The sequence below is a fragment of the Neoroseomonas alkaliterrae genome, assembly GCF_014199195.1.
GTDB lineage: Bacteria > Pseudomonadota > Alphaproteobacteria > Acetobacterales > Acetobacteraceae > Neoroseomonas > Neoroseomonas alkaliterrae.
This window is the reverse complement of record NZ_JACIJE010000002.1, coordinates 196,883-220,290: the sequence shown is the minus strand read 5'-3', so window position 1 is coordinate 220,290 and position 23,408 is coordinate 196,883. Positions and strand designations below refer to the sequence as shown.

Genomic DNA, 23,408 nt, shown 5'->3' with positions numbered 1-23,408 from the left:
AGGGCCCAGAGGAAGGCGACACGGTTCGAGGCTAGGCCGCTCGCGGGTCCCGCCGTCACGGGAGATCCGCCCGGCCAAGGAGGCAGATGAGACCATGGCTTCCAGCATGGCCATTCCGATGGCGACCGAAGGCAACCTCTCCCGCTACCTGCAGGAGATCCGCAAGTTTCCCATGCTCTCCCCCGAGGAAGAGCTGGCGCTTGCGCGCCGCTGGAAGGAGGAGGGGGACGAACGGGCCGCGCACAAGCTCGTCACCTCGCATCTGCGCCTCGTCGCCAAGATCGCGATGGGCTATCGCGGCTACGGCCTGCCGGTGGGCGAGCTGATCTCGGAAGGCAATGTCGGGATGATGCAGGCGGTCAAGCGCTTCGACCCGGAGCGCGGCTTCCGCCTGGCCACCTATGCCATGTGGTGGATCCGCGCCGCCATCCAGGAATACATCCTGCACTCCTGGTCGCTGGTGAAGATGGGCACCACGGCGGCGCAGAAGAAGCTGTTCTTCAACCTGCGCCGGCTGAAGGCGCAGATGTCCGCGCTCGAGGACGGCGACCTCAAGGACGAGCAGGTCGCCAAGATCGCGCACCGGCTGCAGGTGCCCGAGCAGGACGTCATCAACATGAACCGGCGCCTCGCGAGCCCCGACCACAGCCTGAACGCCCCCGTCCGCGCCGACAGCGAGGGCGAATGGCAGGACTGGCTCGTGGATGACGGCGAGAACCAGGAGGACGAGCTCGCCGAGCGGCAGGACATGTCCAACCGCCGCGACCTGCTCGCCGGTGCGCTGAAGACGCTGAACGAGCGCGAGCGCCACATCCTGATCGAGCGCCGCCTCAAGGAGGAGCCGACGACGCTGGAGGAACTCTCCCAGCAATACGGCATCAGCCGCGAGCGCGTGCGCCAGATCGAGGTGCGCGCCTTCGAGAAGCTGCAGAAGTCCATGAAGCAGCAGGTCGCGGAGCGGCGCCTGACGGTCGGCTGATCCGGCGCAGTCATTCATCAAGGGGGGGCGGCGGGGCGACCTGCCGCCCCCTTCGCATGACGGGGTTGCGGAAGGGGGCGTCGCCGCCCCCCTCCCTGTCGTCAGCGGATCGGCGGCGCGTAGTGCAGCCCGCCATTGGTCCAGAGATTGTTCACCCCGCGCGGGATGCCGATCGGGGTGATGTTGCGCTCGTACATCTCGCCGTAGTTGCCGACCTGGCGGATGATCCGCAGTGCCCAGTCATTGTCCACGCCCATCGAGCGGCCGAGCTCCGCCGTGCGGCCGAGCAGCCGCTGCACGTCGGGGTTCGTGCTGGTGCGCGCCATCTCCTCGACATTCGCGCTCGTCACGCCGAGCTCCTCGGCGGCGATCTGCGCGAAGAGCGACCAGCGCACGATGTCGAAGAAGCGCCAGTCGCCCTTGCGGACCACGGGGCCGAGCGGCTCCTTCGAGATCACCTCGGGCAGCAGCACGAACTCGGCCGCATCGTTCGTGCGGGTGGCGCGGAAGGAGGCGAGGCTTGAGATGTCGTTGGTGTAGGCGTCGCAGCGGCCGGCCACGAAGGCGGCGCGGATCTCCTCGACGCTCTCGATCACCACCGGGGTGAAGCGCATGCGGTTGGTGCGGAAATAGTCCGCGAGGTTCAGCTCCGTCGTCGTGCCGGGCTGCACGCAGACCGTCGCGCCGTCGAGCTGGCGGGCCGAGGTCACGCCGGAACTGCGGCGCACCATGAAGCCCTGGCCGTCGTAGAAGTTGATGCCCGCGAAGGCGAGGCCGAGCTGGCTCTCGCGCGCGAGCGTCCAGGTCGTGTTGCGCGCGAGCATGTCCACCTCGCCCGATTGCAGCATCGGGAAGCGCTGCACGGCGGTGTTGGGCACGAAGCGCACGCGGGTCGCATCGCCCAGGATGGCGGCGGCGACGGCGCGGCAGGTATCCACGTCGAGGCCGCGGAACTCGCCCCGGCTGTCCGGCAACGCGAAGCCCGGCGCGTTGACCGAGACGCCGCAGATCAACTGGCCGCGCGCGCGGATCGCCGCGACGGTGTCCGCCGGCGCCTGCTGCGCCTGTGCCTGCCCCGCCCAGGCGAGCGCGCCGGCGACGGCGAGCCCCGCAAGGCGGGTCCCGATGGTGGTCATGAATGGTTCTCCCATGCTGCCCTGGGGCCGCCCTTCCTGCGGCCGGCCCGGGGCGAGCATGCGCCGCGGCCGGGCGCCTCGCCAAGCGCCTTGCGCCGACTGCGCCCTGGCGGGCCAGGCTTCATCCCGTGCCCGCCAGGATCAGGACGCGGTTCGGCGCGCGGCCGCCCCACGGGGCCGCGCCCGCCGTCGTCAGCCGGGTGCGGCGAGGATGGCGTCGGCCATCTTCTCGGCCGTCATCAGGGTGGGGAAGTTGGTGTTGGCCGAGGGAACGACCGGGAAGACCGAGGCATCCACCACCCTCAGCCCCGCCACGCCGCGCACGCGCCCGGCGGTGTCCACCACCGTCATCGGGTCGCCCTCGGCGCCCATGCGGCAGGAGCAGGAGGCGTGCCAGACGCCGATCGTCGCCTTGCGGATGAAGGCTTCCAGCGCCTCCTCGTCCTCCATCACCTCGCGGAAGCGGAAGCCCTCGATGACGAAGCGGTCGATGAAGGCCGAGCGAAGGAAGCCCGGCCCGTCGAGGAACTTCGCGATCACCGAGGTCAGGATGCGGTTCTTCGTGTTCACCACGCCGATCCGCCGCACCCGGTCGGAATAGGCAGCCGGGAAAGGGTCGGTCGTCACCGCCGCGAGCGGCGGGCTCAGCACCAGCGAGGCCGCGAGGCGGAAGCCGATCATCAGCCGCTCGAGGTCGCGCCGGTCGGAGAGGAGGTTGAACTCGACATCCGGATGCTGGCGCCAGTCGGTCGAGACGAGGCGTACCTGGCCACGCTGCGAATAGGTCTTGTTCACCCAGGTCAGCATCGAGGCGATCTGCTCGCCCACTGCATGCCAGGCGGATTTGCTGGCCACCGACATGAACATGTCGCCCGGCGGCGCGCCCTCGATGCCGGAGGAGAAGCGCAGGCCCACCAGCATGTGCCGGCGGAGCTGCGTGCGGTTCAGCCGCGCCTCGGGCCGGATGAAGGAGGAGAGCGAGATGGCCGGATGGTCCATCAGCCCCTGCCCCACCCCGGGCAGGTCGGCGCGCACCTCGATGCCGTGCTCCTTCAGATGCGCGGCCGGCCCGATGCCCGCGCGCATCAGATGCGCGGGCGAATGGATGGCGCCGGTGCAGAGGATGACTTCCCGCCCGCGGAATTCCTGTTCCTGACCCTTCACCAGCGCGCGGATGCCGACGCAGCGCGTGCCTTCGAAGATCAGGCCCATCACCTGCGTCTCGGTCGAGAGCGTCAGGTTCGGCCGCCTGCGGGTCTCGGCATCGAGATAGCCGATCGCGGCCGAGACGCGCGTCTCGGTCACGTTGACCGTCAGCGGGAAGTAGCCGTCCTCGAAAGCGCCGTTCTGGTCCTCGAGGCGCTTGAACCCGGCCTGGCGGAAGGCTTCGGCCGCCGCCTTCGAATGCGCGGGCCACTGCGCTTCGGGGATGCGGCGGACGGGGATGCGCCCTTCCCGCCCGTGCCACTCGTTGTCGAAGTCGAGGTCGCGCTCGACCTTCTTGAAGTAGGGCAGCACGGCGTTCCAGTTCCAGCCGGCCGCGCCGCGCGCCTCCCATTCGTCGTAATCGTGCGGCGCGCCGCGATTGGCCATCTGCCCGTTGATCGAGGAGCCGCCGCCGAGCACGCGCGCCTGCTCGTATTTGCGCAAGGGCGGCTTCTCGGCGGGGTTGTTGTGCGAGACGACCTGGGTGCGGACCTTCAGCTCCGTCCAGTGGAAGCGCGGGTCGAAATAGGCCTGTCCCGGATAGGTATCGAGGATCTCCTTCGGCTCCTGTCCGGGTGGCGTGTCGGGGCCGGCCTCGCAGAGCAGCACCGTATTGGCCGATGGCGTGGAGAGACGGTGCGCGAGCACCGACCCGGCGGAACCGCCGCCCACGATGATGTAGTCGTACACGTGCGGATGTCTCCTGATGGTCCTGGATGGCTCAGCCGCGCGGGCGGAGCCCGCACCAGTCGCCGATGAAGGTCGCGATGGTGCGCGTGCAGGTGCGCAGGTCCTCGATCGAGGTGCGTTCGTCGAAACCGTGCGCAACCTCCCCCTTCGGCCCGTAGCAGAGGCCGGGGATGCCGAAATAAAGGCCGTAGTAGCGCGTGTCGTTCACCGCCGTGGTGCGCCGCTCCGGCATCTCGCCGCCATGGACCGAGGCATGGGCGGCGGCGAGCACCGCCTCCGCCTCGCTGCCGGGCTCGAGCACATAGGGATCGGTCCTGAAGCCGGTCCAGACGATCTCGGGCGGGTTGTTGGCCATGAAGGAATCGCCCTTCGCCGCTTCCTTCACGCAGGCCTCGATGCCGGCCATCGCTTCCTCGGGCGTGGTGCCGGGCACGAGGCCGATGCGGCAATCCACCTCGCACCAGGCGGGCGTGCTGGATGCCCAGTCGCCGCCGCGGATGATGCCGGGGTTGAACTTGATCGGGTCCTTGATGCCCGCATACCAGGGATTGTCGCGCGCGGCGGCGTTCAGCGCCTTCGTGTGCTCGTAGAGCGCGTTGATCAGCGCATAGGCGGACATGATGGCATTCGTGCCGTCCTGCGCCACCGCGACATGCACCGGCACGCCGCGCACGCGCAGGCGGAACCAGATGGTGCCGGTCTGTGCACGGGTGATGGTGTGGCCGGTGGGCTCGGGGATCAGCGCGGCATCGGCGCGGTAGCCGCGCAGCAGCGTGGCCAGCGCGCCGTTGCCGGTGCTCTCCTCCTCCGTCACCGTCTCGATGTAGACGTCGGCGGCGGGTTCGAGGCCGGCGGCGCGGATCGCATCCATCGCGAAGACCATGCAGGCGACGCCGGCCTTCATGTCGTGCGCGCCACGGCCATACATCCAGCCATCGCGGATCACCGCGGCGTAGGGCGGGTGCGTCCACATCTCGTGCGGCCCCTCGGGCACCACGTCGATATGGCCCTGCAGGATCAGGCTGCGCCCGGCCGGGTTGGCCGGCCGGTGCGCCGCGACCACCTGCACCGAGCCTGCCGGGTCCACGCCGACCATCGGCGCCATCTTCGGGTGCTCGGGCACGTCGGCGAGGGTGAAGCGGTCCACGGCATAGCCGCGCGCCGCCATCTGGCGGGCGAACCAGTCCTGCAGCGGCGCCTCCCGCCCGCGAAGCGAGGGGAAGCGCACGAGATCCTGCAGGAAGGCGACCTGCTTGTCGAAGCCCGCGTCTATGGCGGCGAAGATGCGGTCGCGGGCTTCGGCGTCGGGCATGCAGGCATTCCTCCGGGCTTACCCCGGCGGGCGCGCATGCACCGCCGAGGTATGGTTGAGCGGGGAGGGATCGTAGACGACCCTGTCGCGGCGACCAGCCCATGTGTTGCGCAGGAAGATCACGGGCAGCACGCCCTTGTCCTCGAGCAGGGCGCGCGCGGCCTGGTGCGTGAGCACCTGCCGGCGCTCGGGGTCCATGGTGATCAGCGCCTCGCGCAGCGGCTCGTCGATCGCGGGGTTCGAGTAGCGCTGCCGGTTGAACGGGCCGAGCCCCGCCTCCGGGTTGCGCGTCGCCACCACCTGGCGCAGCGGGTTGATGGTGAGGAAGGAGGAGAAGTAGGTCATGAACAGCGAGAACTCGCGGTTCGTGGCGCGCGTGAACAGGTTGGCCGGGGGCAGCGCCTGCACCGTGGTCTCGACGCCAGCGCGCGTGAACTGCTGCGCCAGCGCCTGCAGCAGCGCCTGGTCCGAGGGGAAGAAGCCGTTCGGTCCGTGGATGGTCAGGCGGAAGCCGTCCGGGTAGCCGGCCTCGGCGAGCAGGGCGCGGGCGCGCGCGAGGTCGTGCGGCAGCGGCCCCTGCGTCGGCAGGCGATGCTCGGCGATGGGCGCGGCGAACTGGTCCGCCGGCGCGGCGAGGCCCTGGTAGAGCCGCGTCGCGATGGCCTCCCGGTTGATGGCGAGCGAGAGCGCCTCCCGTACGCGCCGGTCGGCGAGCGGGTTGCGCGGCAGCGGGTTGCCCGCGCGGTCCGCGACGAAGGGCGAGGTGTCGCGCATCGAATCCGGGAACAGATAGACGAAGGTCACGCTGTCCACCTCGAACAGCGCGAAGCGCGGGTCGCGGCGCAGGTTCTCGACATCCTGCACCGGCACGTAGTCGATCAGGTCCACCTCGCCGGCAAGCAGCGCCGCGGTGCGCGCCGCGGCCTGCGGGATGAAGCGCACCGTCACGCGCTCCCACGGCTCCGCCGGTCCCCAGTAGGTCTCGTTGCGGCGGATCTCGAGCCGCTCGTTCTGCGCGAAGGAGACCAGGCGATAGGGGCCGGTGCCGATCGCCAGCCGGCCGGAGGTGAAGTCGCTCGTGGCCGGATTCGGCCCGTGGATGCGGCGCGAGAGGATGAAGGGCGCCGCCATGTCGAAATGCATCAGCGGGTTGGGCTCGTGCGTGTGAAGCCGGATGGTGGAGGGATTCACGATCTCGATGCGGCTGATGGTGCGCACGGCCGGGGTATAGAGGGCGGGGCTGTTCGGCACGGTCGGGATGCGGGCGAAGGTGTAGGGGATGTCCTCCGCCTCGAGCGGCGTGCCGTCATGGAAGCGCACGCCCTGGCGCAGCCTGATCTCCCAGGTGCGGTCGTCGATGGCGCGCATGGATTCCGCGAGCCGCGGCTGCGGCACCGCCTTGTTGTCGAGCTCGAACAGACGCTCATAGATCTGCATGAGCATCATCGTGTTGTTGGTGGTGTTGTGGTAGTGCGGATCAAGCGCGGAGGGCGGCGTCTGCACCGCCATGGTCAGCGTCCGCTGCGCCGCCGCCGGCGCACCCGCGAGCATCAGCGCCGCCAGAGCGGCGCCAGCCATCCCCTTGGCCATTCCATTTCCTCCCGTGCGGCGCGGTCTCGGGCCGGCCGTCGCGGGAAGCCTCGACCGCCCGGTCGGGCGCGGTCAAGTCATCAGTTCGCGGGGTGCGCGAGCAGCGCGTTGGTGTACCAGCGAGGGTCGGGCTCGTAGCGCACCCGCGCCCTCTGGGTGGCCCAGGTCAGGCGCAGGAAGTGGATGGGGATGACGCCGAGTTCCTCGGTCGCGATCCGCATCGCCTCGGCGGTGATGGCGTTGCGCTGCGCCGTGTCCATCGTGACCATCGCGCGGGCGACGAGCTCGTCCATGCGCGGCGACGACCAGCGCTGGCGGTTGAAGGGGCCGGTGCCGCGCTCCGGGTCGCGCGTCATCACCACCTGCCGCAGCATGTTGGCCGCATAGTTGGCGGTGAAGGTGGTCATGAAGACCGAGAACTCGCGGTTGGTCGCGCGGCTGAACAGGTTGGCCGGGGGCAGCACCTCGACGCGCGTCTCGACGCCGATGCGGGTCCAGCCCTGGGCGATCGCCTGCATCACCTCGGAATCGCCGGCGAACCAGCCATTCGGGCTGTGGATGGTCAGGCGGAAGCCGTCCGGATAGCCGGCCTCGGCGAGCAGCCGGCGCGCGCGGTCGGGGTCGTGCGGCAGCGGCGGCAGGTCCGGCGCGCGGCCCTGCAGGGCGGGGGCGGCGAACTGGTCGGCGGCGCGCCCCTGGCCCTGCAGAAGCCGCTCCACGATGCCCTGGCGGTTGATGGCGAGCGAGAGCGCCTGGCGCACACGCAGATCCGCGAGCGGGTTGCGCGGCAGCGGCCGGCCCTGCTTGTCCGTCGCGTGCGGCGTCGTCTCCCTGACCGCGTCGGGGAAGAGGTAGGAGGTGGTGTTGGCCTCGATGCCGAAGACGGCGATGCGCGGCTCGCGCTCGAGCCGCGGCACGTCCTGGCTGGGCACGGTGTCGATGAGGTCCACGTCGCCCGAGAGCAGGGCCGCCGAGCGCGCGCCGGCATTGGCGATGACGCGCGTCACCACGCGCTCCCATGGCTGCGCAGGGCCCCAGAAATCAGGGTTGCGCACCACCTCCTGCCGCTCGCCGATCTGGTAGGAGACGTGGCGATAGGCGCCGGTGCCGATCATCGCCCGGCCGGCGTTGAAGTCGGCGAGCGTCGCATTCGCATGGATGGTGCGGGAGAGGATGAAGACCGCCGCGATGTCGTGCTCGAGGAAGGGATGCGGCTCGCGCGTGATGAAGCGGACCGTGCGCGGGTCCAGCACCTCCACGCGCTCGATCAGGCGCACCGCCGGGGTGAAGGGGCCGGGGCTGTTCGGCACGGTGGGCACGCGGGCGTAGGAGAAGGCCACATCCTCGGCGGTGAAGGGCGTGCCGTCATGGAAGCGCACGCCCTCGCGCAGGCGGAACTCCCAGGTCCGGTCGTCCACCGCGCGCCAGGATTCGGCGAGCACGGCCACGAAGCGCTGCCGGGAATCGAGGTCGATCAGCGTGTTGAACACCTGGCGCAGCTGCGCGTTGTTCATGTTCGAGGAATGGTAGTGCGGGTCCATGCCCGTGGGCGCGGAGGAGGCGCCGATGGTCAGCGTGCGCTGCGCGAGGGCAGGGCCGGCGAAAAGGGCGCCGAGGATGGCGGCAACCACCCCCCTCCGAAGGTAAGCAGACATTGCGATTGCCTCCACCTGCCTAGAACACCAAGCGTCGTCCTTTCGGCGCTGTGGCGTCAAGCGCAACGCCTGGGCCACTATGCGAGAAAAGGGCGAACGCCGGGCGATTGGAGCGGTGGCATGGGACTTCTATCCGCGAGGGATGGGGCCGACTTCTGGGCGACGGACGGCCTTCTCCCTTATGGCGACGTCCGCCGGGACGGCGACCTCGCCTATACGCTGATCTCGGGCACGTGCGAGATGGTGGTCATCCTGCGCAAGGGAAGCGAACTGTTCTCCGATGCGCTGGCGCGGGAGGGCAAGCTTTGCGAGGCTGTCGTCAACGGAAACTTCTACGCCATGGACAAGGTGTACAAGGTTTGGTCCTACACGCTCGGCAGTTCGTTGGATGCCTCGAACGTGCGGCCCGAGGGCCAGATCGTCGTGGCAGGGGCAGTCGTCGCAGGCGACAGCCGACCGGAATCATTCTACATCGCCCAACGCAACGAGATCGGCGTCTCCGGCCTCAAGCCGAACTATGTCGTCCGCAAGGGGAACCCACCGATAGACGGGGTCACCCAAACCGCGGTTGGCGGCGTGGGACCGCTTCTTGTCAACGACCTTCGCTATGGCTTGGAAAACCGATACGACATCCAAGACCGTCTGAGGGAACTGGACCCGAACAATCCTGCGCACCGTACGGTGATTGAAGCACGCGCGGCCCGGGGAAAGCCGTTCGAGGGATACGTGGACGCGCAAGGCAATCTCTATCCCGCCTATGGCGAGCCGGATCCCCGGAGCACCGCGAAACTCACTCAGCGCAGCAACGCGACATTGCGCGCTTTCGACGAGGCGCGCGGCCCTCGATGCGGGAAGTCCTTCATCGCCTACCACGAACGCCGCCATTGCCTGCTTGTGGGTGCGGTCCAGGATGCCGCCGCGACCGGCGTCGAACTCGCGGTGATTGCCGAGAAGCTGGCTGCGGCAGGGTTCGACGAGGGCGCCTTCATGGACGGCAGCGACAGTGCAGCCCTGATGGTGCGCGGGACCATGGTCGTCTCCCCCGGCAAGGACAAGAACGAGCAGATCCCGGTGGGCATAGGTTTCCGGCTGGCAGGCGTCACGGGTGACTACAGGCACGCGCCGTCCGACCGTGCCTACGTCTGACGAGTGGCGGGAGAAAACAACACACATGCGGCTCCGTTAGGTGTCGGAGGCGTCGTGCCCGAGGATCTGGACCTCGATGAAGCGGTCGGCGTGCCGATCCGAAGCTTTCCGCCGTCGGTTCGGACGAAACTGGTTCTGAGCGCCGAAGCTACTCCACCGGCCGGCGGAAGAAGAAATGCGGGATCGCCACCGCCAGCACCAGGGCGCCCCCCAGGATGTGCAGCACATAGGGCAGCCACGCCGCCACGCGGAAGTTTTCGAGGAAGATGCAGAGCACCACGGCGCTGCCGAGGATGCTCATGCTCACGAGTTGCCCCTTGATGCTGACGGGGTTGCGGCGCGCGCCGCTGCCGGTGCCGGCCATGGCGTTCCTCCTGCGCGGGTGAGCGAACCTCCCGCCGGCGGGTCGGGCAGTCAAGAAGAACTGTCGTGTTTAAGCGTCTCCCAAAATTGACAGTCGCACAAAGATCGGGCTTGCGGACATACCGACCGGTTGGTATCAATGCAAAATGTCCCGCGGAGAAGCCCGTCAGCGTCTGCTCGACGCCGCCATCGGCCAGATCCGCGCGCGCGGCTACGCCGCCACCTCGGTGGATGAGCTCTGCACCGCCGCCGGCGTGACCAAGGGCGCCTTCTTCCATCACTTCCGCACCAAGGAGGACCTCGGCATCGCCGCCGCGGCGCGGTTCATCGAATGGCTCGACGGGATCTTCGCGCGGTCCGGCTGGCGCGACCACGCGGACCCGCTGGATCGCGTCCTCGCCTACATCGATGTCCGCATCCGCCTGCTGCGCGGCGATGTGCCGCACTTCACCTGCCTGATCGGCACGATGGTGCAGGAGGTCCACGCCACCCATCCCGCGCTGCGCACCGCCTGCGAGGCCGGCATCCGAGACCATCTTGCGCCGCTGCAGGAAGAGATCGCCGCGGCCATGGCCGCGCGCGGCGTCACGGGCTTCACGCCCGGGAGCCTCGCGCAGCACGTCATGGCGGTGATTCAGGGCGCCTTCGTTCTGGCCAAGGCCGAAGGCGGCCCGGAGGCGGCGGCCGAGAGCCTGCGCCATCTGCGCCGCTACGTGGCGATGCTGTTCCGGGAGCATGACGCATGACCGCGCTTTCCACCTGCCTGTGGTTCGCGACCGAGGCGGAGGCGGCGGCGCGCCACTACTGCGCGGCCATTCCCGGCTCCGCGATCGGCGAGGTGATCAGGCGGCCCTCCGGCGTTCCGGGCACGGAGGACGAGGTGATGATGGTCACCTTCACCCTCGCCGGCGCGCCCGTGCTCGCCTTCAACGCGGCGCCCCCGCCCGGCTTCACCAACGGCGTCTCGCTGGTGGTGAGTTGCGACGGGCAGGAGGAACTGGACCGCGTCTGGTCCGCCCTGCTCGAAGGCGGCGAGGCGCAGGCCTGCGGCTGGCTGAAGGACCGCTTCGGCGTTGCCTGGCAGGTGGTGCCCGAGGCCCTGCCCCGGCTGATGCAGGCGGGCGACGCCGCGCAGCGCGGTCGCGTCATGGCCGCGCTGATGCGGATGGTGAAGATCGACGCCGCCGCGCTCGAGGCCGCGTTCCACGCAGACTGAACCGATCAGGGAGGAGGCATCATGGCCTACATCGACGGCTTCGTGCTCGCCGTGCCGAATGCGAGGAAAGAGGAGTACCGCCGCCATGCCGAGGCGATGGTGCCGCTGCTCAAGGAACACGGCATGACCGGCATGGTCGAATGCTGGGGCGACGACGTGCCCGAGGGGAAGCTCACCTCCTTCCGCATGGCCGTGCAGCAGGCGGAGGACGAGACGGTCGTCTTTTCCTGGATGACTTGGCCTTCGAAGGAGGCCCGCGACGAGGGCTGGAAGCGGATCATGGCCGACCCGCGCATGAAGATGGACCCGGCCAGCATGCCCTTCGACGGCAGGCGGATGATCTACGGCGGCTTCGCCGTGCTGCTCGAAGCCTGACGGCTGGTGCCCGCGCCGCATCTCCGCGCGCCGGAGGCGATCGCCGCCGGCGCGCGCTCAGCCGCCGAATGCGGCCGCGTAGCGGGCGGGGTCGAAGCCGACCAGGATCGTCTCGCCCGCCGTCAGGACCGGCCGCTTGATGAGCGAGGGCTGCGCCAGCATCAGCGCGATGGCGCGCGCTTCCGTCAGCCCCTGCTTCTCGGCATCGGGGAGCTTGCGGAAGGTGGTGCCGGCGCGGTTCAGCAGCGCCTCCCAGCCCAGGCGGCGCACCCATGCCTCCAGCATCGCGCGGTCGATCCCCGCGGCCTTGTAGTCGTGGAAGGCGTAGGGCACGCCGCGCGCGTCGAGCCAGGCCCGGGCCTTCTTCATCGTGTCGCAGTTGCGGATGCCGTGGATGGTGACGGTGGCGGGCAAGGCGGTTTCTCCGGCGCGATGCGGCGGCGATCCTGGCCGAGGCCCCGCCCGTCGTCCATCCGCGCCGCGACCCACGCAACCATCCCCTGACCGCGAAGGAACCCGCGATGACGCTCGCGCTCTACGGCCACCCCTTCTCCTCCTACACGCAGAAGGTGCTGGTCGCGCTCCACGAGAACGCCACGCCCTTCGCATTCCGCGAACTCGAACCGGCCTTTCCGGAGCACGCGGCCGAATGGATGCGGCTGTGGCCCTTGGGCAAGTTCCCGCTGCTGCTCGACGGCGACCGCGCCATTGCCGAGTCCAGCATCATCATCGAGCACCTCACCATCGCCCATCCCGGTCCCGTGCGCCTCCTGCCGGCCGAGCCCGCGGCGGCGCTGGAGGTGCGCTTCCTCGACCGCTTCTTCGACCTCCATGTGATGGAATCGATGCAGGTCGCCGTGGAGGCGGCGATCGGCCGTCTGCCGATGCCGACCGAGGCGGGCCTTGCCATCGCGCGCGAGCGCCTTGGTCGCGCCTATGCCTGGCTCGATGGGCAACTCGCGGCAAGAGACTGGGCGGCGGGTGAGGAGTTCACCCTGGCCGATTGCGCCGCCGCGCCGGCCCTCTTCTACGCCGACTGGGTCCATCCCATCCCCGAGGCCCATGGCGCGCTGCGCGCCTATCGCGCGCGGCTCCTCGCGCGGCCTTCCTTCGCCCGCGTGGTGGAGGCGGCGCGGCCCTACCGGCACTACTTTCCGCTCGGCGCGCCGGACCGGGATTGATGCCGCGCGGCGGAAGGCGCGGCCGCGCGCCGCCTCACTCCCACTCGATCGTGCCGGGCGGCTTCGAGGTGATGTCGTAGGTCACGCGGTTGATGCCGCGCACCTCGTTGACGATGCGGTTCGCCGTGCGCGTCAGGAAGCCCATGTCGAAGGGGTAGACGTCCGCCGTCATGCCGTCGGTGCTCGTCACCGCCCGCAGGGCGCAGGCCTGGTCGTAGGTGCGGCCATCGCCCATCACGCCCACGGTGCGGACCGGCAGCAGCACCGCGAAGGCCTGCCAGATCGCGTCGTAGAGGCCGGCGTTGCGGATCTCCTCGAGAAAGATCGTGTCCACCTTGCGCAGCAGGTCCGCCTTCTCGCGCGTCACCTCGCCGGGGATGCGGATGGCAAGCCCCGGCCCCGGGAAGGGATGGCGGCCGACGATCTCCTCGGGGATGCCGAGTTCGCGCCCCAGTTCCCGCACCTCGTCCTTGAACAATTCGCGCAGCGGCTCGACGAGGCGCATGCGCATCCCTTCCGGCAGGCCGCCGACATTGTGGTGCGACTTGATGGTGACGGAGGGGCCGCCGGTGGCGGAGACGCTCTCGATCACGTCCGGATACAACGTGCCCTGGGCGAGGAAATCCGCGCCGCCGAGCTTGTTCTGCTCCTCCTCGAACACCTCGATGAACAGCCGCCCGATGGTCTTGCGCTTCACCTCCGGGTCCGTCACGCCGCTCAACTGGCCGAGGAACAGGTCCGAGGCGTCGCGATGCACCAGGCGGATGTTGAAGCGGTCGCGGAAGGTACGGACGACCTGCTCCGCCTCGCCCGCGCGCATCAGCCCGTGGTCCACGAAGATGCAGGTGAGCTGGTCGCCGATCGCCTCATGGATCAGCACCGCCGCGACCGAGGAATCCACGCCGCCCGAGAGCCCGCAGACCACACGCCCCTTGCCGACCTGGGCGCGGATGCGCGCGATCATCTCGGCGCGGAAGGCGCCCATCGTCCAGTCGCCGGAGCAGCCGCAGATGCCGTGGGTGAAGTTCTTCAGCAGCGCGGCGCCATGCGGCGTGTGCACCACCTCGGGGTGGAACTGCACGCCGTAGAAGTGGCGCGCATCGTCGGCGATGGCGGCGAAGGGCGCGCCCTCGCTGACGGCGACCGGGCGGAAGCCCTCGGGCAGTCGCGTCACCCGGTCGCCGTGGCTCATCCAGACCTGCTCGCGCGCGCCGGGCGCCCAGACGCCCCTGGTCAGCGCGCTGTCGGCCACCACCTCGACGAAGGCGCGGCCGAATTCGCGGTGCTCATGCGGCTCGACCGCGCCGCCGAGCTGCGCGGCCATGGTCTGCTGCCCGTAGCAGATGCCGAGCACCGGCACGCCGAGGGTGAAGACGCAATCCGGCGCGCGCGGGCTCTCGCCCTCCGTCACGCTCGCCGGCCCGCCGGAGAGGATGATCCCCTTGGGCGCGAATGCGCGGATGCGCGCCTCGGGCGCGTTGTTGAAGGGCCAGATCTCGCAATAGACCCCGGATTCCCGCAGGCGGCGCGCGATGAGCTGCGTCACCTGGCTGCCGAAGTCGAGGATCAGCACATGCTCGTGCCGGGCGGCGGTGTTCGGATTCGGGTCGGCCATGGCGGCGTGAAGCATACCGCCGCCGCGGGGGCAAGACGCGCGATCCGCCCGGCCGCGCATCGCCCGCCGATCGGGCCAGCGTTACCTTTCCCCCGCCGGGGCGGTCGCCGCGAGCAGGCTCTCGATCGGGTCCCAGACGAAGGCGGCCTGCACCACCTCCTGCCCGCCGACGCGGATCGCCTCGCGCGCCGCCTCCCGCCCGCCGAGGCGCCGGTAGAACCAGCGCGACGGATTCTCCGCGAGCACCCACAGCATCACCGATCGGCAGCCCACCGCGCGCAGATGCGCCCCCATCGCGCGCATCAGCCGCCGCCCCGCGCCGCGCTCGCGCCAGTCATCGAGCAGGTAAAGCGTCTCGACCTCGCCATCGGCGATGCCCGGCCGCCGCGCCCGGCCGCCCGAGGCAAAGCCCACCACGCCCTGCCCCTCCGGCCCGTTCGCCACCGCGACGAAGACCGCATGGGCCTCCCGCCGGTCGAGCACCGCGCGCTGGTAGAAGCCCGCCAGCCGCGGGGCGGAGAGGCCCGCGAGATAGGCCGCGGGCAGGATGCCGGCATAGCTGGAGCGCCACACCTGCGCGTGGATCTCCCCGATCGCCGGCGCATCGGCCGGGCGCGCGCGGCGGATGCTGATCACGCCGCCCGCTCCAGCACCGCGCAGAAGAAGCCGTCCGTCCCGTGCCGGCCTGGCGAGAGGCTCAGCCACGGCCCGGCGCAGGGCGGCGGCGCGCCGGGCACCAGCGCGGCCCAGAGGGCTCCGAGCGGCACCGGCGCGAAGCCGGGGCCGCGCGCCAGGAAGCGTTCCATCTGCTCCTCGTTCTCCTGCGGCAGCAGCGAACAGGTAGCGTAGATCAGCCTCCCGCCCGGACGCACCAATTCTGCGGCCCTCGCCAGGATGTCATGCTGCAATGCGACAAGCTCGGCGAGGTCCTCGGGCCGCGTCCGCAGCCGCGCATCCGGGTTGCGCCGCCAGGTGCCGGTCCCGGTGCAGGGGGCGTCCACCAGCACCCGGTCGAAGCTGCGCGCGCGCCGCTTCGCCCAGCGGTCCCCGGGCACGAGCAGATGCCGCTCGGCATTGTCCACGCCTGCGCGCCGGAGGCGGCGGGCGGCGCCCTCCAGCCGCGGGGCCGAGGTGTCGCAGGCCGTGATCCGCCCGCAATTGCCCATCGTCGCCGCCATCGCGAGCGTCTTGCCCGCCGCCCCGGCGCAGTAATCCGCGACCCGCATCCCGGGCCGCGCATCGGCGAGCAGCGCGATCAGCTGGCTGCCCTCGTCCTGCACCTCGACCAGCCCCTCCCGGTAGGCGGCGGTGCCGGTGACGGGGCGCCGCTCGGGTATGCGCAGGCCCCAGGGGGAGAAGGGCGTCGGCACCGTGACCACCCCCTCGGCCGCGAGGGCGCGCGCCGCGCCGTCGCGGTCGGTCCTGAGCAGGTTGGCCCTGAGGTCGAGCGGCGCCTCGGCCTCCAGCGCCGCGGCCTCCTCGGCCAGCCGGTCGCCGAAGCGCGCGGCGAAGGCCGGCAGCAGCCAGTCCGGCAGGTTCAGCCGGACCGCCTCGGGCATCGCCTCGTCCAGCAGGCTCCGCCCGGCCAGTGCCGCCGCCACCCGCCGTTCCGCCTGGTCGAGCGCCGGCGGGCCATAGCGCGAGCCGTCGAAGGCCGCCTCCGCCGCCTGGCGCGGCATCCCCGCCTCCAGCAGCATCCGGGCGAGCACGAGCAGCCGCGCCGTCGGCGCGACGCCGACGCGCGCCAGATGCCAGCCGAGGCGCATGCGCTGCCGCACCACCGCCCAGGCCTGCCCGGACACCTCGCGCCTGTCGCCGCCGCCGATGAAGCGGCGCGCGCGGAAGAAGTCGCTCGCCACCGCATCGGCCGGGCGGCGTCGCGCACCGGGCGCGAAGCATTGCTCCTCGAGCGCCGCGACCAGCTCGATCGCGGCGGCGACACGGGCCGCGGGCGTCACGCCAGCAGGGCTTCGAGGCCGGAAAGATCCGCGATGTCCGGCACGCCCGCCGCGGCGAGGCCGTATTCGTCCGGCGCGCCCGTGCGGTTCACGCGCACCACGCGCATCTCGGCCGCGAGCGCCGCCTGGGCGTCCCAGGCATTGCCCGAGACGAAGACCAGATCCTCCGGCTCGCAGCCGAACTGCCGCATCGCTAGCCGGTAGACGCGCGGGTCGGGCTTGAACACGCCGACCTCCTCGACGCTGAGGATCTCGTCCACCAGCCCGGCGATGCCGGCGGCCTTCACCGCCGCCTCCAGCATGCCCGGCGTGCCGTTGGACAGGATCGCGACCGGAATGCCGCGGGCGCGGATCGCCGCGAGCACGCCCGGCACCTCGGGATAGGCCGGCAGGGTGCGGTAGGCCTCCATCAGCCCCTTGGCGAGCGCCTCGTCGGCGATGCCGTGCCGCGCCAGCACCACCGCGAGCGCATCGCGCGTGCAGAGCCAGAAATCCTCGTGCATCGCCGCACCGGTCAGGCTGCGCACCCAGGTGTATTCGAGCTGCTTGGCCCGCCATTCCGCGGCCAGCGCCGGCCAGCGCTCGCCCAGCCGCGCCGCGTGGCCCTCCATCGCGGCATTGACATCGAGCAGCGTCCCATAGGCGTCGAACACGACGGCTTCAGGCGTGGGCATGACGGCCTTCCTTCGCACTCCGGCGAGGATGGCCGATCCCGCGCCGCGCCGGAAGCGCCCTCAGGTATCGGCGCGGTAGTTCGGCGCCTCGCGCGTCACCGCGACGTCGTGCACATGGCTCTCGCGCAGGCCCGCGCCGGTGATGCGGCGGAAGCGCGCATTGCGCTGCAGCTCGGCGATGGTCGCGCAGCCCGTGTAGCCCATGGCGGCGCGCAGGCCGCCCACCATCTGGTGCAGCACCGCGCCCACCGGCCCCTTGTAGCCGACGCGGCCCTCCACGCCCTCGGGCACCAGCTTGAGCGAATCCTGCACCTCGGCCTGGAAGTAGCGGTCCGCGCTGCCCCGCGCCATCGCGCCGAGCGAGCCCATGCCGCGATAGGATTTGTAGGACCGGCCCTGGTAGAGGAACACCTCGCCCGGCGCCTCGTCGGTGCCGGCGAAGACGCTGCCCATCATCGCGCAATCCGCCCCGGCCGCGAGCGCCTTGGCCAGATCCCCCGAGGAGCGGATGCCCCCATCGGCGATCGCGGGAACGCCCTTCTCCCGGCAGGCCGCAGCACTCTCCATCACCGCGGTAAGCTGCGGCACGCCCACGCCGGCCACGATGCGCGTGGTGCAGATCGAGCCGGGCCCGATGCCGATCTTCACCGCATCGGCCCCCGCCTCGATCAGCGCCAGCGCGCCCTCCGGCGTCGCGATGTTGCCCGCGACCACCTGCACGGAGTTGGACATGCGCTTGATGGCCTCGACCGCGCGCATCACGCCCTGGGAATGGCCATGGGCGGTGTCCACCACCACCACGTCCACATCGGCGGCGACCAGCATCTCGGCCCGGCGGATCCCGTCCTCGCCCACGCCGGTCGCGGCGGCGACGCGCAGCCGGCCCATGGCGTCCTTCACCGCGTTGGGGTTGGCCTGGGCCTTGTCCATGTCCTTGACCGTGACGAGGCCGACGCAGCGATAGGCGTCGTCCACCACCAGCAGCTTCTCGATGCGGTGCTTGTGCAGCAGCGCCCGCGCCTGGTCCGGCGTCACGTCCGGCCCGGCGGTGACCAGGTTTTCCCGCGTCATGAGTTCATAGACGCGCAGGTTGGGGTCGGTGGCGAAGCGGACGTCGCGGTTGGTGATGATGCCGACAAGCCGCCCGGTGCCGCGCTCGACCACCGGGATGCCGCTGATGCGGTGGCGATCCTGCAGGGCGCGCACCTCGGCCAGCGTCTGGTCCGGGTGGACGGTGAGCGGGTTCACCACCATCCCCGATTCGAACTTCTTGACCTGCCGGACCTGGGCGGCCTGTTCCTCCGGCGAGAGGTTCTTGTGGATCACGCCGATCCCGCCGGCCTGGGCCATGGCGATCGCCATGTTCGCCTCGGTCACCGTGTCCATCGCCGCGGAGACGAGCGGGATGTTCAGCGCGATCTCGCGCGTCAGCCGCGTGCGCGTGTCGGTCTGCGCCGGCAGCACGGTGGAGAAGGCGGGGACCAGCAGCACGTCGTCGAAGGCGTAGGCCTCCTCGATCATGCGCGCGGCGATGCGGGGGGTGTCAGGGGTGCTGTCGGGAGCCATGGGGGACCTTTCGCGATCCGCGACCTTGGCGGCCCTCCTTAGTGCGGGGCGGGGGCAAGGGCAAGCATGGGGCGGGCCGTGTTGCTGAAACTCGCGGCGGATGGGTGCTACAAACCGCCGATGAGCGACCCCGGACATGATCCCTGGCGGCGACGGCTCGAAGCGCTCAACCAGGGCCGGCCGCAGGAGGGCTTTCGGACCGCTCTGCCGGACGGGACGCGCGGCGGCGCCGTGTCCCGGCTTCTGGCCGGTTGCGGCGTGCTCGTGCTCATGGCGGGGATCGTGCTCGGTGGCCTTGCGGTGTTCCCGCTGGTGCGGGAAGGCGTGACCGGGCCCTGTCCGGCCCTGCGAAGCCTGCTCCTCCGCCATGGGGCGGAGACGGGAAGCGCGTCGCGGCGCGGCCTTCCGGCGACGACGTTCCGCAGCGAGGGCCTGCCGGATTGGCTGCAGTGCTATGTGACCTACTGGCGGCGCCTCGATGTGCCGCCGGTCGAGGCGGATGCTTTCGGGAGGGTGATCCGATCCATGGACCCGGCACTCGGACTGTACCTCGCGGGTGCCGGAGGCGTGCTTGCCGTGGCCGCCTTCATCCTCTGGAGGCGCCGGGCAGGCGGAAGGCGGGATGAGGCGCAGGATGCCTTCCGCACCCTCGGGATGGATCCGGCGGCGCTGGCGCGGCGCGTGGCGCCTCCGCCAGTGGACCTCAGCCGCCCGATCACGGGCGAGGCCGCGTGGCGGGCCATCCGCGCCTACGCCTCCGATGCCGCCTACCGGCGCGCGGTGGAGACGGTACGGCTGCGCTACCAGGTCGTGGGCAACCAGATGCTGCTGGCAAACACGCTGCGCGAGGTCATGGCACGGGGCGGGCGCGATTTCCGCGAGGCGATGCTGCGCGTCGCCGAGGATGATGGCGTGGGCCGAAGGTGACGCGCCGCGGGCCGCGGCAGCGCGTTCTGCACGGGCGCCGGGCGGCCGGCGCCTCCGCCCGCCCCCTAGGGTTCGCCGCCTTTACCGCGGAATCCCAACCCCACCACATACATCTCCGCGCTGTCCTTCCGGCTCGCCGGCGGCTTCACGTGCCTCACGGTGGCGAAGTCCCGCTTCAGCACCGCCAGCATCTCCTTCTCGGTCCCGCCCTGCAGCACCTTCGCCACGAAGGCCCCGCCGGGGGCCAGCACGCGCCCCGCGAAGTCCAGCGCGATCTCGGCCAGCGCCATGATGCGCAGGTGGTCCGTCGCCTGGTGCCCCGTGGTGTTCGGCGCCATGTCGGACAGCACCAGATCGGCCTTGCCGCCCATGGCCGCGATGACCCGCGCCTCCGCCTCCTCCTCGGTGAAGTCGCCCTGCAGCACCGTCGCGCCCGGCACGGGGTCCATCGGCAGGATGTCGATCGCGACCACCTGCCCGCGCGGGCCCGCCTTCTCCACCGCCACCTGCGTCCAGCCGCCTGGCGCCGCACCCAGGTCCACCACCCGCATCCCCGGCTTCAGCAGTTTCAGCCGCTCATCCATCTCCAGCAGCTTGAAGGCGGCGCGGGAGCGGAAGCCGCGCTCCTTCGCCGCCCGCACATAGGGGTCGTTCAACTGCCGGGTCAGCCAGCGCTGGCTCGCGGTGCTGCGGCCCTCGGCCGTGCGCAGCCGGGTCGCCACGCCGCGTCCCGCGGCCGGCGGCTTCTTCGCCATGCTCTCTCCTTCAACGGGCGCGGCGGCGCGGCCCGCGCTCGGCGCGCATCATGCGGGTCAGCATCCCTTCCCGCAGGCCGCGGTCCGCCACAGTGATGCGGGGCGTCGGCCAGACCCGCCGGATCGCGGCATAGACGGCGCAGCCCGGCAGCACGAACTCGACCCGCTCGGGCCCCACGCAGGGATGCTGCGCCAGCCCTTCCCGCCCCAGGGCGAAGAGGTCCCCGAGCGCGAGGTCCGCCGCGCCGCAATCGAGCGTCTTGCCGTCCACCAGCGGCCGGCGGTAGCGCGGCAGGGCCATCGCGACGCCGGCGAGCGTGGTCACGGTGCCGGAGGTGCCCATCAGCCGCACCCCGCCCGCGCGGATCTCCTGGCCGATCCGGTGGATGCGGTCGAACTCCGCCAGATGCGCGGCCACCTCCTCGACCACCTCGCAGAAGCCGCGCTCGGTGAAGCAGTCCTGCCCCGCGCGCTCGGCGAGCGTGACGACGCCGAGCGGGAGGGAGAGGTAGCCGATCAGTTCGGGCGGCGCGCCCGGCGCGCAGGGCACGCGGATCCAGGCGATCTCGGTGCTGCCGCCGCCGATGTCGAACAGCAGCGCCCGCCGGTCCCCGGGCTCGAGCAGCGGGGCGCAGGATTCCATCGCGAGCTCGGCTTCCTCGCGCGCCGAGATGACGCGCAGGTGCAGCCCCGTCTCGGCCGCGATCCGGGCGAGGAAGGCGCGGCCATTGGCGGCGCGCCGGCAGGCCTCGGTCGCCACCGCCTCGAAGCGCCGGACGGGCCGGCGCATCAGCTTGTCGGCGCAGGCCTGCAAGGCGGTTGCCGCCCGCTCCATGGCGCTGTCGGCGAGCCGCCCGGTCTGCGCGAGCCCCTCGCCAAGGCGGACGATGCGGCTGAAGGAATCCACCACGCGGAAGCCGGTTGCGGTCGGGGCGGCCACCAGCAGGCGGCAGTTGTTGGTCCCGAGGTCAAGCGCGGCGAAGATGCCCTGCGCGTGCTCGGTGCGCGCGCCCGCCGAAACCGCCATCACGGGCGGGCTGGTCGGGGTGTCGCGTGCGGTGCTCTCGGTCATCCTGGGTCCGGGCCGGCGGCGCAGATCGCGGGCCAGTAGCGAATGATCCGGAGATGTGGGGCGCGGAGCAAGCGGTTTCCATGCCGCCCCGGATGGTGTTGAACCGCGCGGGCGAGGATGCTACATGCGCGACCCCGGCCGATGGCCGTCACCGCTTGGGGGATAGTTTAGCGGTAGAACTCCCGGCTCTGACCCGGGCAGCCTTGGTTCGAATCCAGGTCCCCCAGCCACCCCTCGGGATTCCCAGTCATCCGCAGCGGTCGTTGCTCCGGCGAACCTGAGCGGGACACACCAGCGGGTCACATCCCGCCGTCCCGCCGACCGGAGACGGCACGGATGACCGGGCGCGTGCAACATCTCGTTCAGCATTCCCGTGGATATCTCTTCGGGCGCATGCAGCCCGACCTCCCGTGAGCGCGAACCGGACCGCATGACCCGGCCCATCAACGTCGTTTCAGGCGACGGGTGGGCGTATGTCTACCGGCGGGGTCGCTTCGCCTGCGTGGGCACGGGGCACGCGCAAGGCCCCGGACACCGCGCCCCGGCCACGCCGCCTTCCGCCGTATGGCGCGCGAACGCGCCGCGCCGCATCGCCTCCGCCATCGTGCAGGTCGCCATCCGGACCGACTGGCACGCTGCGCAGGCGAGCGCCACGAGGCGCTGCTCGACGACTTGGCCGATCCACGGCACCACCCACGGCCAACATGGCGATTCCATCATCCGCTCGCCTGAGCCAGCCACCCACCGGGAAGCCCGCCGTGAAGATCGCCGCAATAACGCGGCGGCCGCACTTCCCCAGGCAAATCGCGCAGCGCACCCCGGTTCGACCGAGCTCTCCAGGCCACGGTCGAGCCGGCTGCTACGGCGCAGCGACGGCGCCTCAGGCGCGGCGCCGGACCGACGCGAAACCCAGCAACGCCACCGCCAGCATGGCGAGCCGGCCAGGGGCCGGCACCGCCGCCTGTCCGCCGCCGCGCCCGAGGAACTCGATCGTCACGAAGCCGTGGCCCCGCTCGGTGAGCAGGCTGAGCGAGGTGCTGTTCGGATGTAGCCGCCGAAGAAGTCGTTCACGAAGGAGCCGCCGCCGCCGCTGAAGCCCCCGCCCCCGCCGCCGTTGAAGCCCTGCCCGCCACCCGCGCCGCCGCCGCCGAACCCACATCGGGGATGACCCCGCCGCCGATCCCGCCCCGCGCCGTGGCGATCGCCGCGTCGCCGTTCCGATTCACCGCGGTGTTGTTCAGGGTGGTGGAGACGCTCGGGAGGAAGGGGCCCACCTCGCCGGGACCGTAGAAGCCGCCGCCGCCGCCCGCATTCGGAGAGAGGCCGATGGGGCTCGTGCTGGAGAAGTTGGCCGAGATGGTGCCGCCGAAGCCGGCCGTGCCGCCCGCCCCCCCCGCCCGTGCCGGGCGTGGAGGTCGGCAGGCCGTTCCCCGCCGTGCCGGAGGGCGTGAGCGAGGCGTCGCGTCCGATCGAGGACGGAGCGGGGTTGGGCTGCTGATACCCCTGCCCGCCGCCGCCGCCGCCGACCACGAGGGGGATGGGTGTGGGCCCCGGAAGGAAGACGAAGCTGCCGCCGCCGCCGCCGGCATAGCCCAGCGTCTGGCTGTAATCGCCGCGCCCGCCCACGATGATGGAGAGCGTCTCGGTGCCGTTGAGGGTGAAGATGCCCTCGGCCCGGGCGCCGAAGCCGCCCAGTGGGCCGCCCCCGGCCGCGCCCGCGGCGACGATGCGGTAGTCGCCCGGCTCGGTCAGCGTGAGGCTCTGGAAGCCGCCCGTGTAGCTGAAGGTGATCGGCACCGCCGCGGCGGGTGCCGCGAGGACGCCCAGGAGAAGGCATCCGGCAACACGGCTGCGGGTGGCAGTCATTCCCTGAGGCTCCCTTCTATCGCGCAAGCGCTCCATACAATCTCCTGCCGGAACGATGGCAAGATCCATGGCGCGTGGGCAGGCGTGAAAGGAATGCGACCTATGGTTGTGGGCGCTCGCGCACCA

The 23,408-nt window shown here is 71.1% G+C and carries 23 protein-coding genes and 1 tRNA gene; 8 read left to right on the top strand and 16 right to left on the bottom strand.

Annotated elements, in window-relative coordinates; genetic code table 11:
- Nucleotides 1–94: 94 nt before the first annotated feature.
- Nucleotides 95–979, top strand: a complete 885-nt coding sequence (gene rpoH, locus FHS88_RS04420; protein WP_184481715.1) for an RNA polymerase sigma factor RpoH — start codon at nucleotides 95–97, stop codon at nucleotides 977–979.
- Nucleotides 980–1,080: 101 nt separating this feature from the next.
- Here the strand turns inward: rpoH and FHS88_RS04415 are convergent, their stop codons facing one another.
- The 5 genes from FHS88_RS04415 to FHS88_RS04395 all read right to left on the bottom strand — a co-directional run bounded on the left by FHS88_RS04415 (nucleotide 1,081) and on the right by FHS88_RS04395 (nucleotide 8,568).
- Nucleotides 1,081–2,115: an amino acid ABC transporter substrate-binding protein gene (locus tag FHS88_RS04415; RefSeq protein ID WP_184481713.1), complete on the bottom strand. Its 1,035-nt coding sequence runs from the start codon at nucleotides 2,113–2,115 to the stop codon at nucleotides 1,081–1,083.
- Nucleotides 2,116–2,307: 192 nt separating this feature from the next.
- On the bottom strand, nucleotides 2,308–4,011 hold the full coding sequence (locus FHS88_RS04410) for a GMC family oxidoreductase N-terminal domain-containing protein (RefSeq protein ID WP_184481711.1): 1,704 nt from the start codon (nucleotides 4,009–4,011) through the stop codon (nucleotides 2,308–2,310).
- Between the two features lie 31 nt (nucleotides 4,012–4,042).
- A complete protein-coding gene (locus tag FHS88_RS04405) occupies nucleotides 4,043–5,323 on the bottom strand; it encodes an ArgE/DapE family deacylase (RefSeq protein ID WP_184481709.1) in 1,281 nt (426 codons plus the stop codon).
- Nucleotides 5,324–5,341: 18 nt separating this feature from the next.
- A complete protein-coding gene (locus tag FHS88_RS04400) occupies nucleotides 5,342–6,913 on the bottom strand; it encodes an ABC transporter substrate-binding protein (protein ID WP_184481707.1) in 1,572 nt (523 codons plus the stop codon).
- Nucleotides 6,914–6,993: 80 nt separating this feature from the next.
- Nucleotides 6,994–8,568: an ABC transporter substrate-binding protein gene (locus FHS88_RS04395; protein ID WP_184481705.1), complete on the bottom strand. Its 1,575-nt coding sequence runs from the start codon at nucleotides 8,566–8,568 to the stop codon at nucleotides 6,994–6,996.
- A 120-nt stretch (nucleotides 8,569–8,688) separates the two neighbouring features.
- Between FHS88_RS04395 and FHS88_RS04390 the strand changes: the two genes are divergently transcribed.
- A complete protein-coding gene (locus FHS88_RS04390; RefSeq protein ID WP_184481703.1) occupies nucleotides 8,689–9,714 on the top strand; it encodes a hypothetical protein in 1,026 nt (341 codons plus the stop codon).
- A 148-nt stretch (nucleotides 9,715–9,862) separates the two neighbouring features.
- Here the strand turns inward: FHS88_RS04390 and FHS88_RS04385 are convergent, their stop codons facing one another.
- Complete coding sequence (locus FHS88_RS04385; protein ID WP_184481701.1) at nucleotides 9,863–10,078, bottom strand: hypothetical protein; 216 nt, start codon at nucleotides 10,076–10,078, stop codon at nucleotides 9,863–9,865.
- A 145-nt stretch (nucleotides 10,079–10,223) separates the two neighbouring features.
- On the opposite strand from FHS88_RS04385, the gene FHS88_RS04380 reads away from it, so the two are divergent.
- From FHS88_RS04380 to FHS88_RS04370, 3 genes are read left to right on the top strand one after another with little or no spacing between them, the layout of a single operon-like run.
- Nucleotides 10,224–10,823 carry a TetR/AcrR family transcriptional regulator gene (locus tag FHS88_RS04380; protein ID WP_184481699.1) on the top strand — a complete coding sequence of 200 codons (600 nt, stop codon included), beginning with the start codon at nucleotides 10,224–10,226 and terminating at the stop codon, nucleotides 10,821–10,823.
- Complete coding sequence (locus FHS88_RS04375; RefSeq protein WP_184481697.1) at nucleotides 10,820–11,293, top strand: VOC family protein; 474 nt, start codon at nucleotides 10,820–10,822, stop codon at nucleotides 11,291–11,293. The genes FHS88_RS04380 and FHS88_RS04375 overlap by 4 nt, the downstream gene beginning before the upstream one ends.
- A 21-nt stretch (nucleotides 11,294–11,314) precedes the next feature.
- The gene (locus FHS88_RS04370; protein WP_184481696.1) at nucleotides 11,315–11,668 is read left to right on the top strand and encodes a DUF1428 domain-containing protein; all 354 of its coding nucleotides are present in this window, start codon (nucleotides 11,315–11,317) and stop codon (nucleotides 11,666–11,668) included.
- A gap of 57 nt (nucleotides 11,669–11,725) precedes the next feature.
- On the opposite strand, the gene FHS88_RS20515 is transcribed toward FHS88_RS04370, so the two are convergent.
- Nucleotides 11,726–12,082: an ArsC family reductase gene (locus tag FHS88_RS20515; RefSeq protein ID WP_211842302.1), complete on the bottom strand. Its 357-nt coding sequence runs from the start codon at nucleotides 12,080–12,082 to the stop codon at nucleotides 11,726–11,728.
- A 107-nt stretch (nucleotides 12,083–12,189) separates the two neighbouring features.
- Here FHS88_RS20515 and FHS88_RS04360 point away from each other — a divergent pair, with 107 nt between their 5' ends.
- Nucleotides 12,190–12,849, top strand: coding sequence for a glutathione S-transferase family protein (locus FHS88_RS04360; protein ID WP_184481692.1), 660 nt, complete (start codon nucleotides 12,190–12,192; stop codon nucleotides 12,847–12,849).
- A gap of 34 nt (nucleotides 12,850–12,883) precedes the next feature.
- Here the strand turns inward: FHS88_RS04360 and guaA are convergent, their stop codons facing one another.
- From guaA to guaB, 5 genes are all read right to left on the bottom strand, one after another.
- On the bottom strand, nucleotides 12,884–14,464 hold the full coding sequence (gene guaA / locus FHS88_RS04355) for a glutamine-hydrolyzing GMP synthase (protein ID WP_184481690.1): 1,581 nt from the start codon (nucleotides 14,462–14,464) through the stop codon (nucleotides 12,884–12,886).
- Between the two features lie 81 nt (nucleotides 14,465–14,545).
- Nucleotides 14,546–15,100 carry a GNAT family N-acetyltransferase gene (locus tag FHS88_RS04350; RefSeq protein WP_184481688.1) on the bottom strand — a complete coding sequence of 185 codons (555 nt, stop codon included), beginning with the start codon at nucleotides 15,098–15,100 and terminating at the stop codon, nucleotides 14,546–14,548.
- Nucleotides 15,097–16,422: an RsmB/NOP family class I SAM-dependent RNA methyltransferase gene (locus FHS88_RS04345; RefSeq protein ID WP_184481686.1), complete on the bottom strand. Its 1,326-nt coding sequence runs from the start codon at nucleotides 16,420–16,422 to the stop codon at nucleotides 15,097–15,099. The genes FHS88_RS04350 and FHS88_RS04345 overlap by 4 nt, the downstream gene beginning before the upstream one ends.
- Nucleotides 16,419–17,096 carry a haloacid dehalogenase type II gene (locus tag FHS88_RS04340; RefSeq protein WP_184481684.1) on the bottom strand — a complete coding sequence of 226 codons (678 nt, stop codon included), beginning with the start codon at nucleotides 17,094–17,096 and terminating at the stop codon, nucleotides 16,419–16,421. The genes FHS88_RS04345 and FHS88_RS04340 overlap by 4 nt, the downstream gene beginning before the upstream one ends.
- A gap of 60 nt (nucleotides 17,097–17,156) precedes the next feature.
- A complete protein-coding gene (guaB, locus tag FHS88_RS04335; RefSeq protein WP_184481682.1) occupies nucleotides 17,157–18,662 on the bottom strand; it encodes an IMP dehydrogenase in 1,506 nt (501 codons plus the stop codon).
- Between the two features lie 81 nt (nucleotides 18,663–18,743).
- Here guaB and FHS88_RS04330 point away from each other — a divergent pair, with 81 nt between their 5' ends.
- A complete protein-coding gene (locus FHS88_RS04330) occupies nucleotides 18,744–19,589 on the top strand; it encodes a hypothetical protein (protein ID WP_184481680.1) in 846 nt (281 codons plus the stop codon).
- 65 nt (nucleotides 19,590–19,654) lie between these two features.
- On the opposite strand, the gene FHS88_RS04325 is transcribed toward FHS88_RS04330, so the two are convergent.
- Nucleotides 19,655–20,344 (bottom strand): RlmE family RNA methyltransferase, encoded by a 690-nt coding sequence (locus FHS88_RS04325; RefSeq protein WP_184481678.1) that lies wholly within the window; start codon nucleotides 20,342–20,344, stop codon nucleotides 19,655–19,657.
- Nucleotides 20,345–20,354: 10 nt separating this feature from the next.
- The gene (locus tag FHS88_RS04320; RefSeq protein WP_338146399.1) at nucleotides 20,355–21,416 is read right to left on the bottom strand and encodes a Ppx/GppA phosphatase family protein; all 1,062 of its coding nucleotides are present in this window, start codon (nucleotides 21,414–21,416) and stop codon (nucleotides 20,355–20,357) included.
- Nucleotides 21,417–21,572: 156 nt separating this feature from the next.
- Here FHS88_RS04320 and FHS88_RS04315 point away from each other — a divergent pair.
- A tRNA-Gln gene (locus FHS88_RS04315) sits at nucleotides 21,573–21,646 on the top strand.
- A gap of 650 nt (nucleotides 21,647–22,296) precedes the next feature.
- On the opposite strand, the gene FHS88_RS04310 is transcribed toward FHS88_RS04315, so the two are convergent.
- A complete protein-coding gene (locus tag FHS88_RS04310; RefSeq protein WP_184481676.1) occupies nucleotides 22,297–22,413 on the bottom strand; it encodes a PEP-CTERM sorting domain-containing protein in 117 nt (38 codons plus the stop codon).
- The gene (locus FHS88_RS04305) at nucleotides 22,410–23,282 is read right to left on the bottom strand and encodes a glycine-rich protein (RefSeq protein WP_184481674.1); all 873 of its coding nucleotides are present in this window, start codon (nucleotides 23,280–23,282) and stop codon (nucleotides 22,410–22,412) included. The genes FHS88_RS04310 and FHS88_RS04305 overlap by 4 nt, the downstream gene beginning before the upstream one ends.
- Nucleotides 23,283–23,408 lie beyond the last annotated feature (126 nt).

Coding starts and splice junctions, on each gene's coding strand:
- rpoH (WP_184481715.1), top strand. CDS start 95: ATGGCTTCCAGCATGGCCATTCCGATGGCGACCGAAGGCAACCTCTCC.
- FHS88_RS04415 (WP_184481713.1), bottom strand. CDS start 2,115: ATGACCACCATCGGGACCCGCCTTGCGGGGCTCGCCGTCGCCGGCGCG.
- FHS88_RS04405 (WP_184481709.1), bottom strand. CDS start 5,323: ATGCCCGACGCCGAAGCCCGCGACCGCATCTTCGCCGCCATAGACGCG.
- FHS88_RS04400 (WP_184481707.1), bottom strand. CDS start 6,913: ATGGCCAAGGGGATGGCTGGCGCCGCTCTGGCGGCGCTGATGCTCGCG.
- FHS88_RS04395 (WP_184481705.1), bottom strand. CDS start 8,568: ATGTCTGCTTACCTTCGGAGGGGGGTGGTTGCCGCCATCCTCGGCGCC.
- FHS88_RS04390 (WP_184481703.1), top strand. CDS start 8,689: ATGGGACTTCTATCCGCGAGGGATGGGGCCGACTTCTGGGCGACGGAC.
- FHS88_RS04385 (WP_184481701.1), bottom strand. CDS start 10,078: ATGGCCGGCACCGGCAGCGGCGCGCGCCGCAACCCCGTCAGCATCAAG.
- FHS88_RS04380 (WP_184481699.1), top strand. CDS start 10,224: ATGTCCCGCGGAGAAGCCCGTCAGCGTCTGCTCGACGCCGCCATCGGC.
- FHS88_RS04375 (WP_184481697.1), top strand. CDS start 10,820: ATGACCGCGCTTTCCACCTGCCTGTGGTTCGCGACCGAGGCGGAGGCG.
- FHS88_RS04370 (WP_184481696.1), top strand. CDS start 11,315: ATGGCCTACATCGACGGCTTCGTGCTCGCCGTGCCGAATGCGAGGAAA.
- FHS88_RS04360 (WP_184481692.1), top strand. CDS start 12,190: ATGACGCTCGCGCTCTACGGCCACCCCTTCTCCTCCTACACGCAGAAG.
- guaA (WP_184481690.1), bottom strand. CDS start 14,464: ATGGCCGACCCGAATCCGAACACCGCCGCCCGGCACGAGCATGTGCTG.
- FHS88_RS04340 (WP_184481684.1), bottom strand. CDS start 17,096: ATGCCCACGCCTGAAGCCGTCGTGTTCGACGCCTATGGGACGCTGCTC.
- guaB (WP_184481682.1), bottom strand. CDS start 18,662: ATGGCTCCCGACAGCACCCCTGACACCCCCCGCATCGCCGCGCGCATG.
- FHS88_RS04325 (WP_184481678.1), bottom strand. CDS start 20,344: ATGGCGAAGAAGCCGCCGGCCGCGGGACGCGGCGTGGCGACCCGGCTG.
- FHS88_RS04320 (WP_338146399.1), bottom strand. CDS start 21,416: ATGACCGAGAGCACCGCACGCGACACCCCGACCAGCCCGCCCGTGATG.
- FHS88_RS04305 (WP_184481674.1), bottom strand. CDS start 23,282: ATGACTGCCACCCGCAGCCGTGTTGCCGGATGCCTTCTCCTGGGCGTC.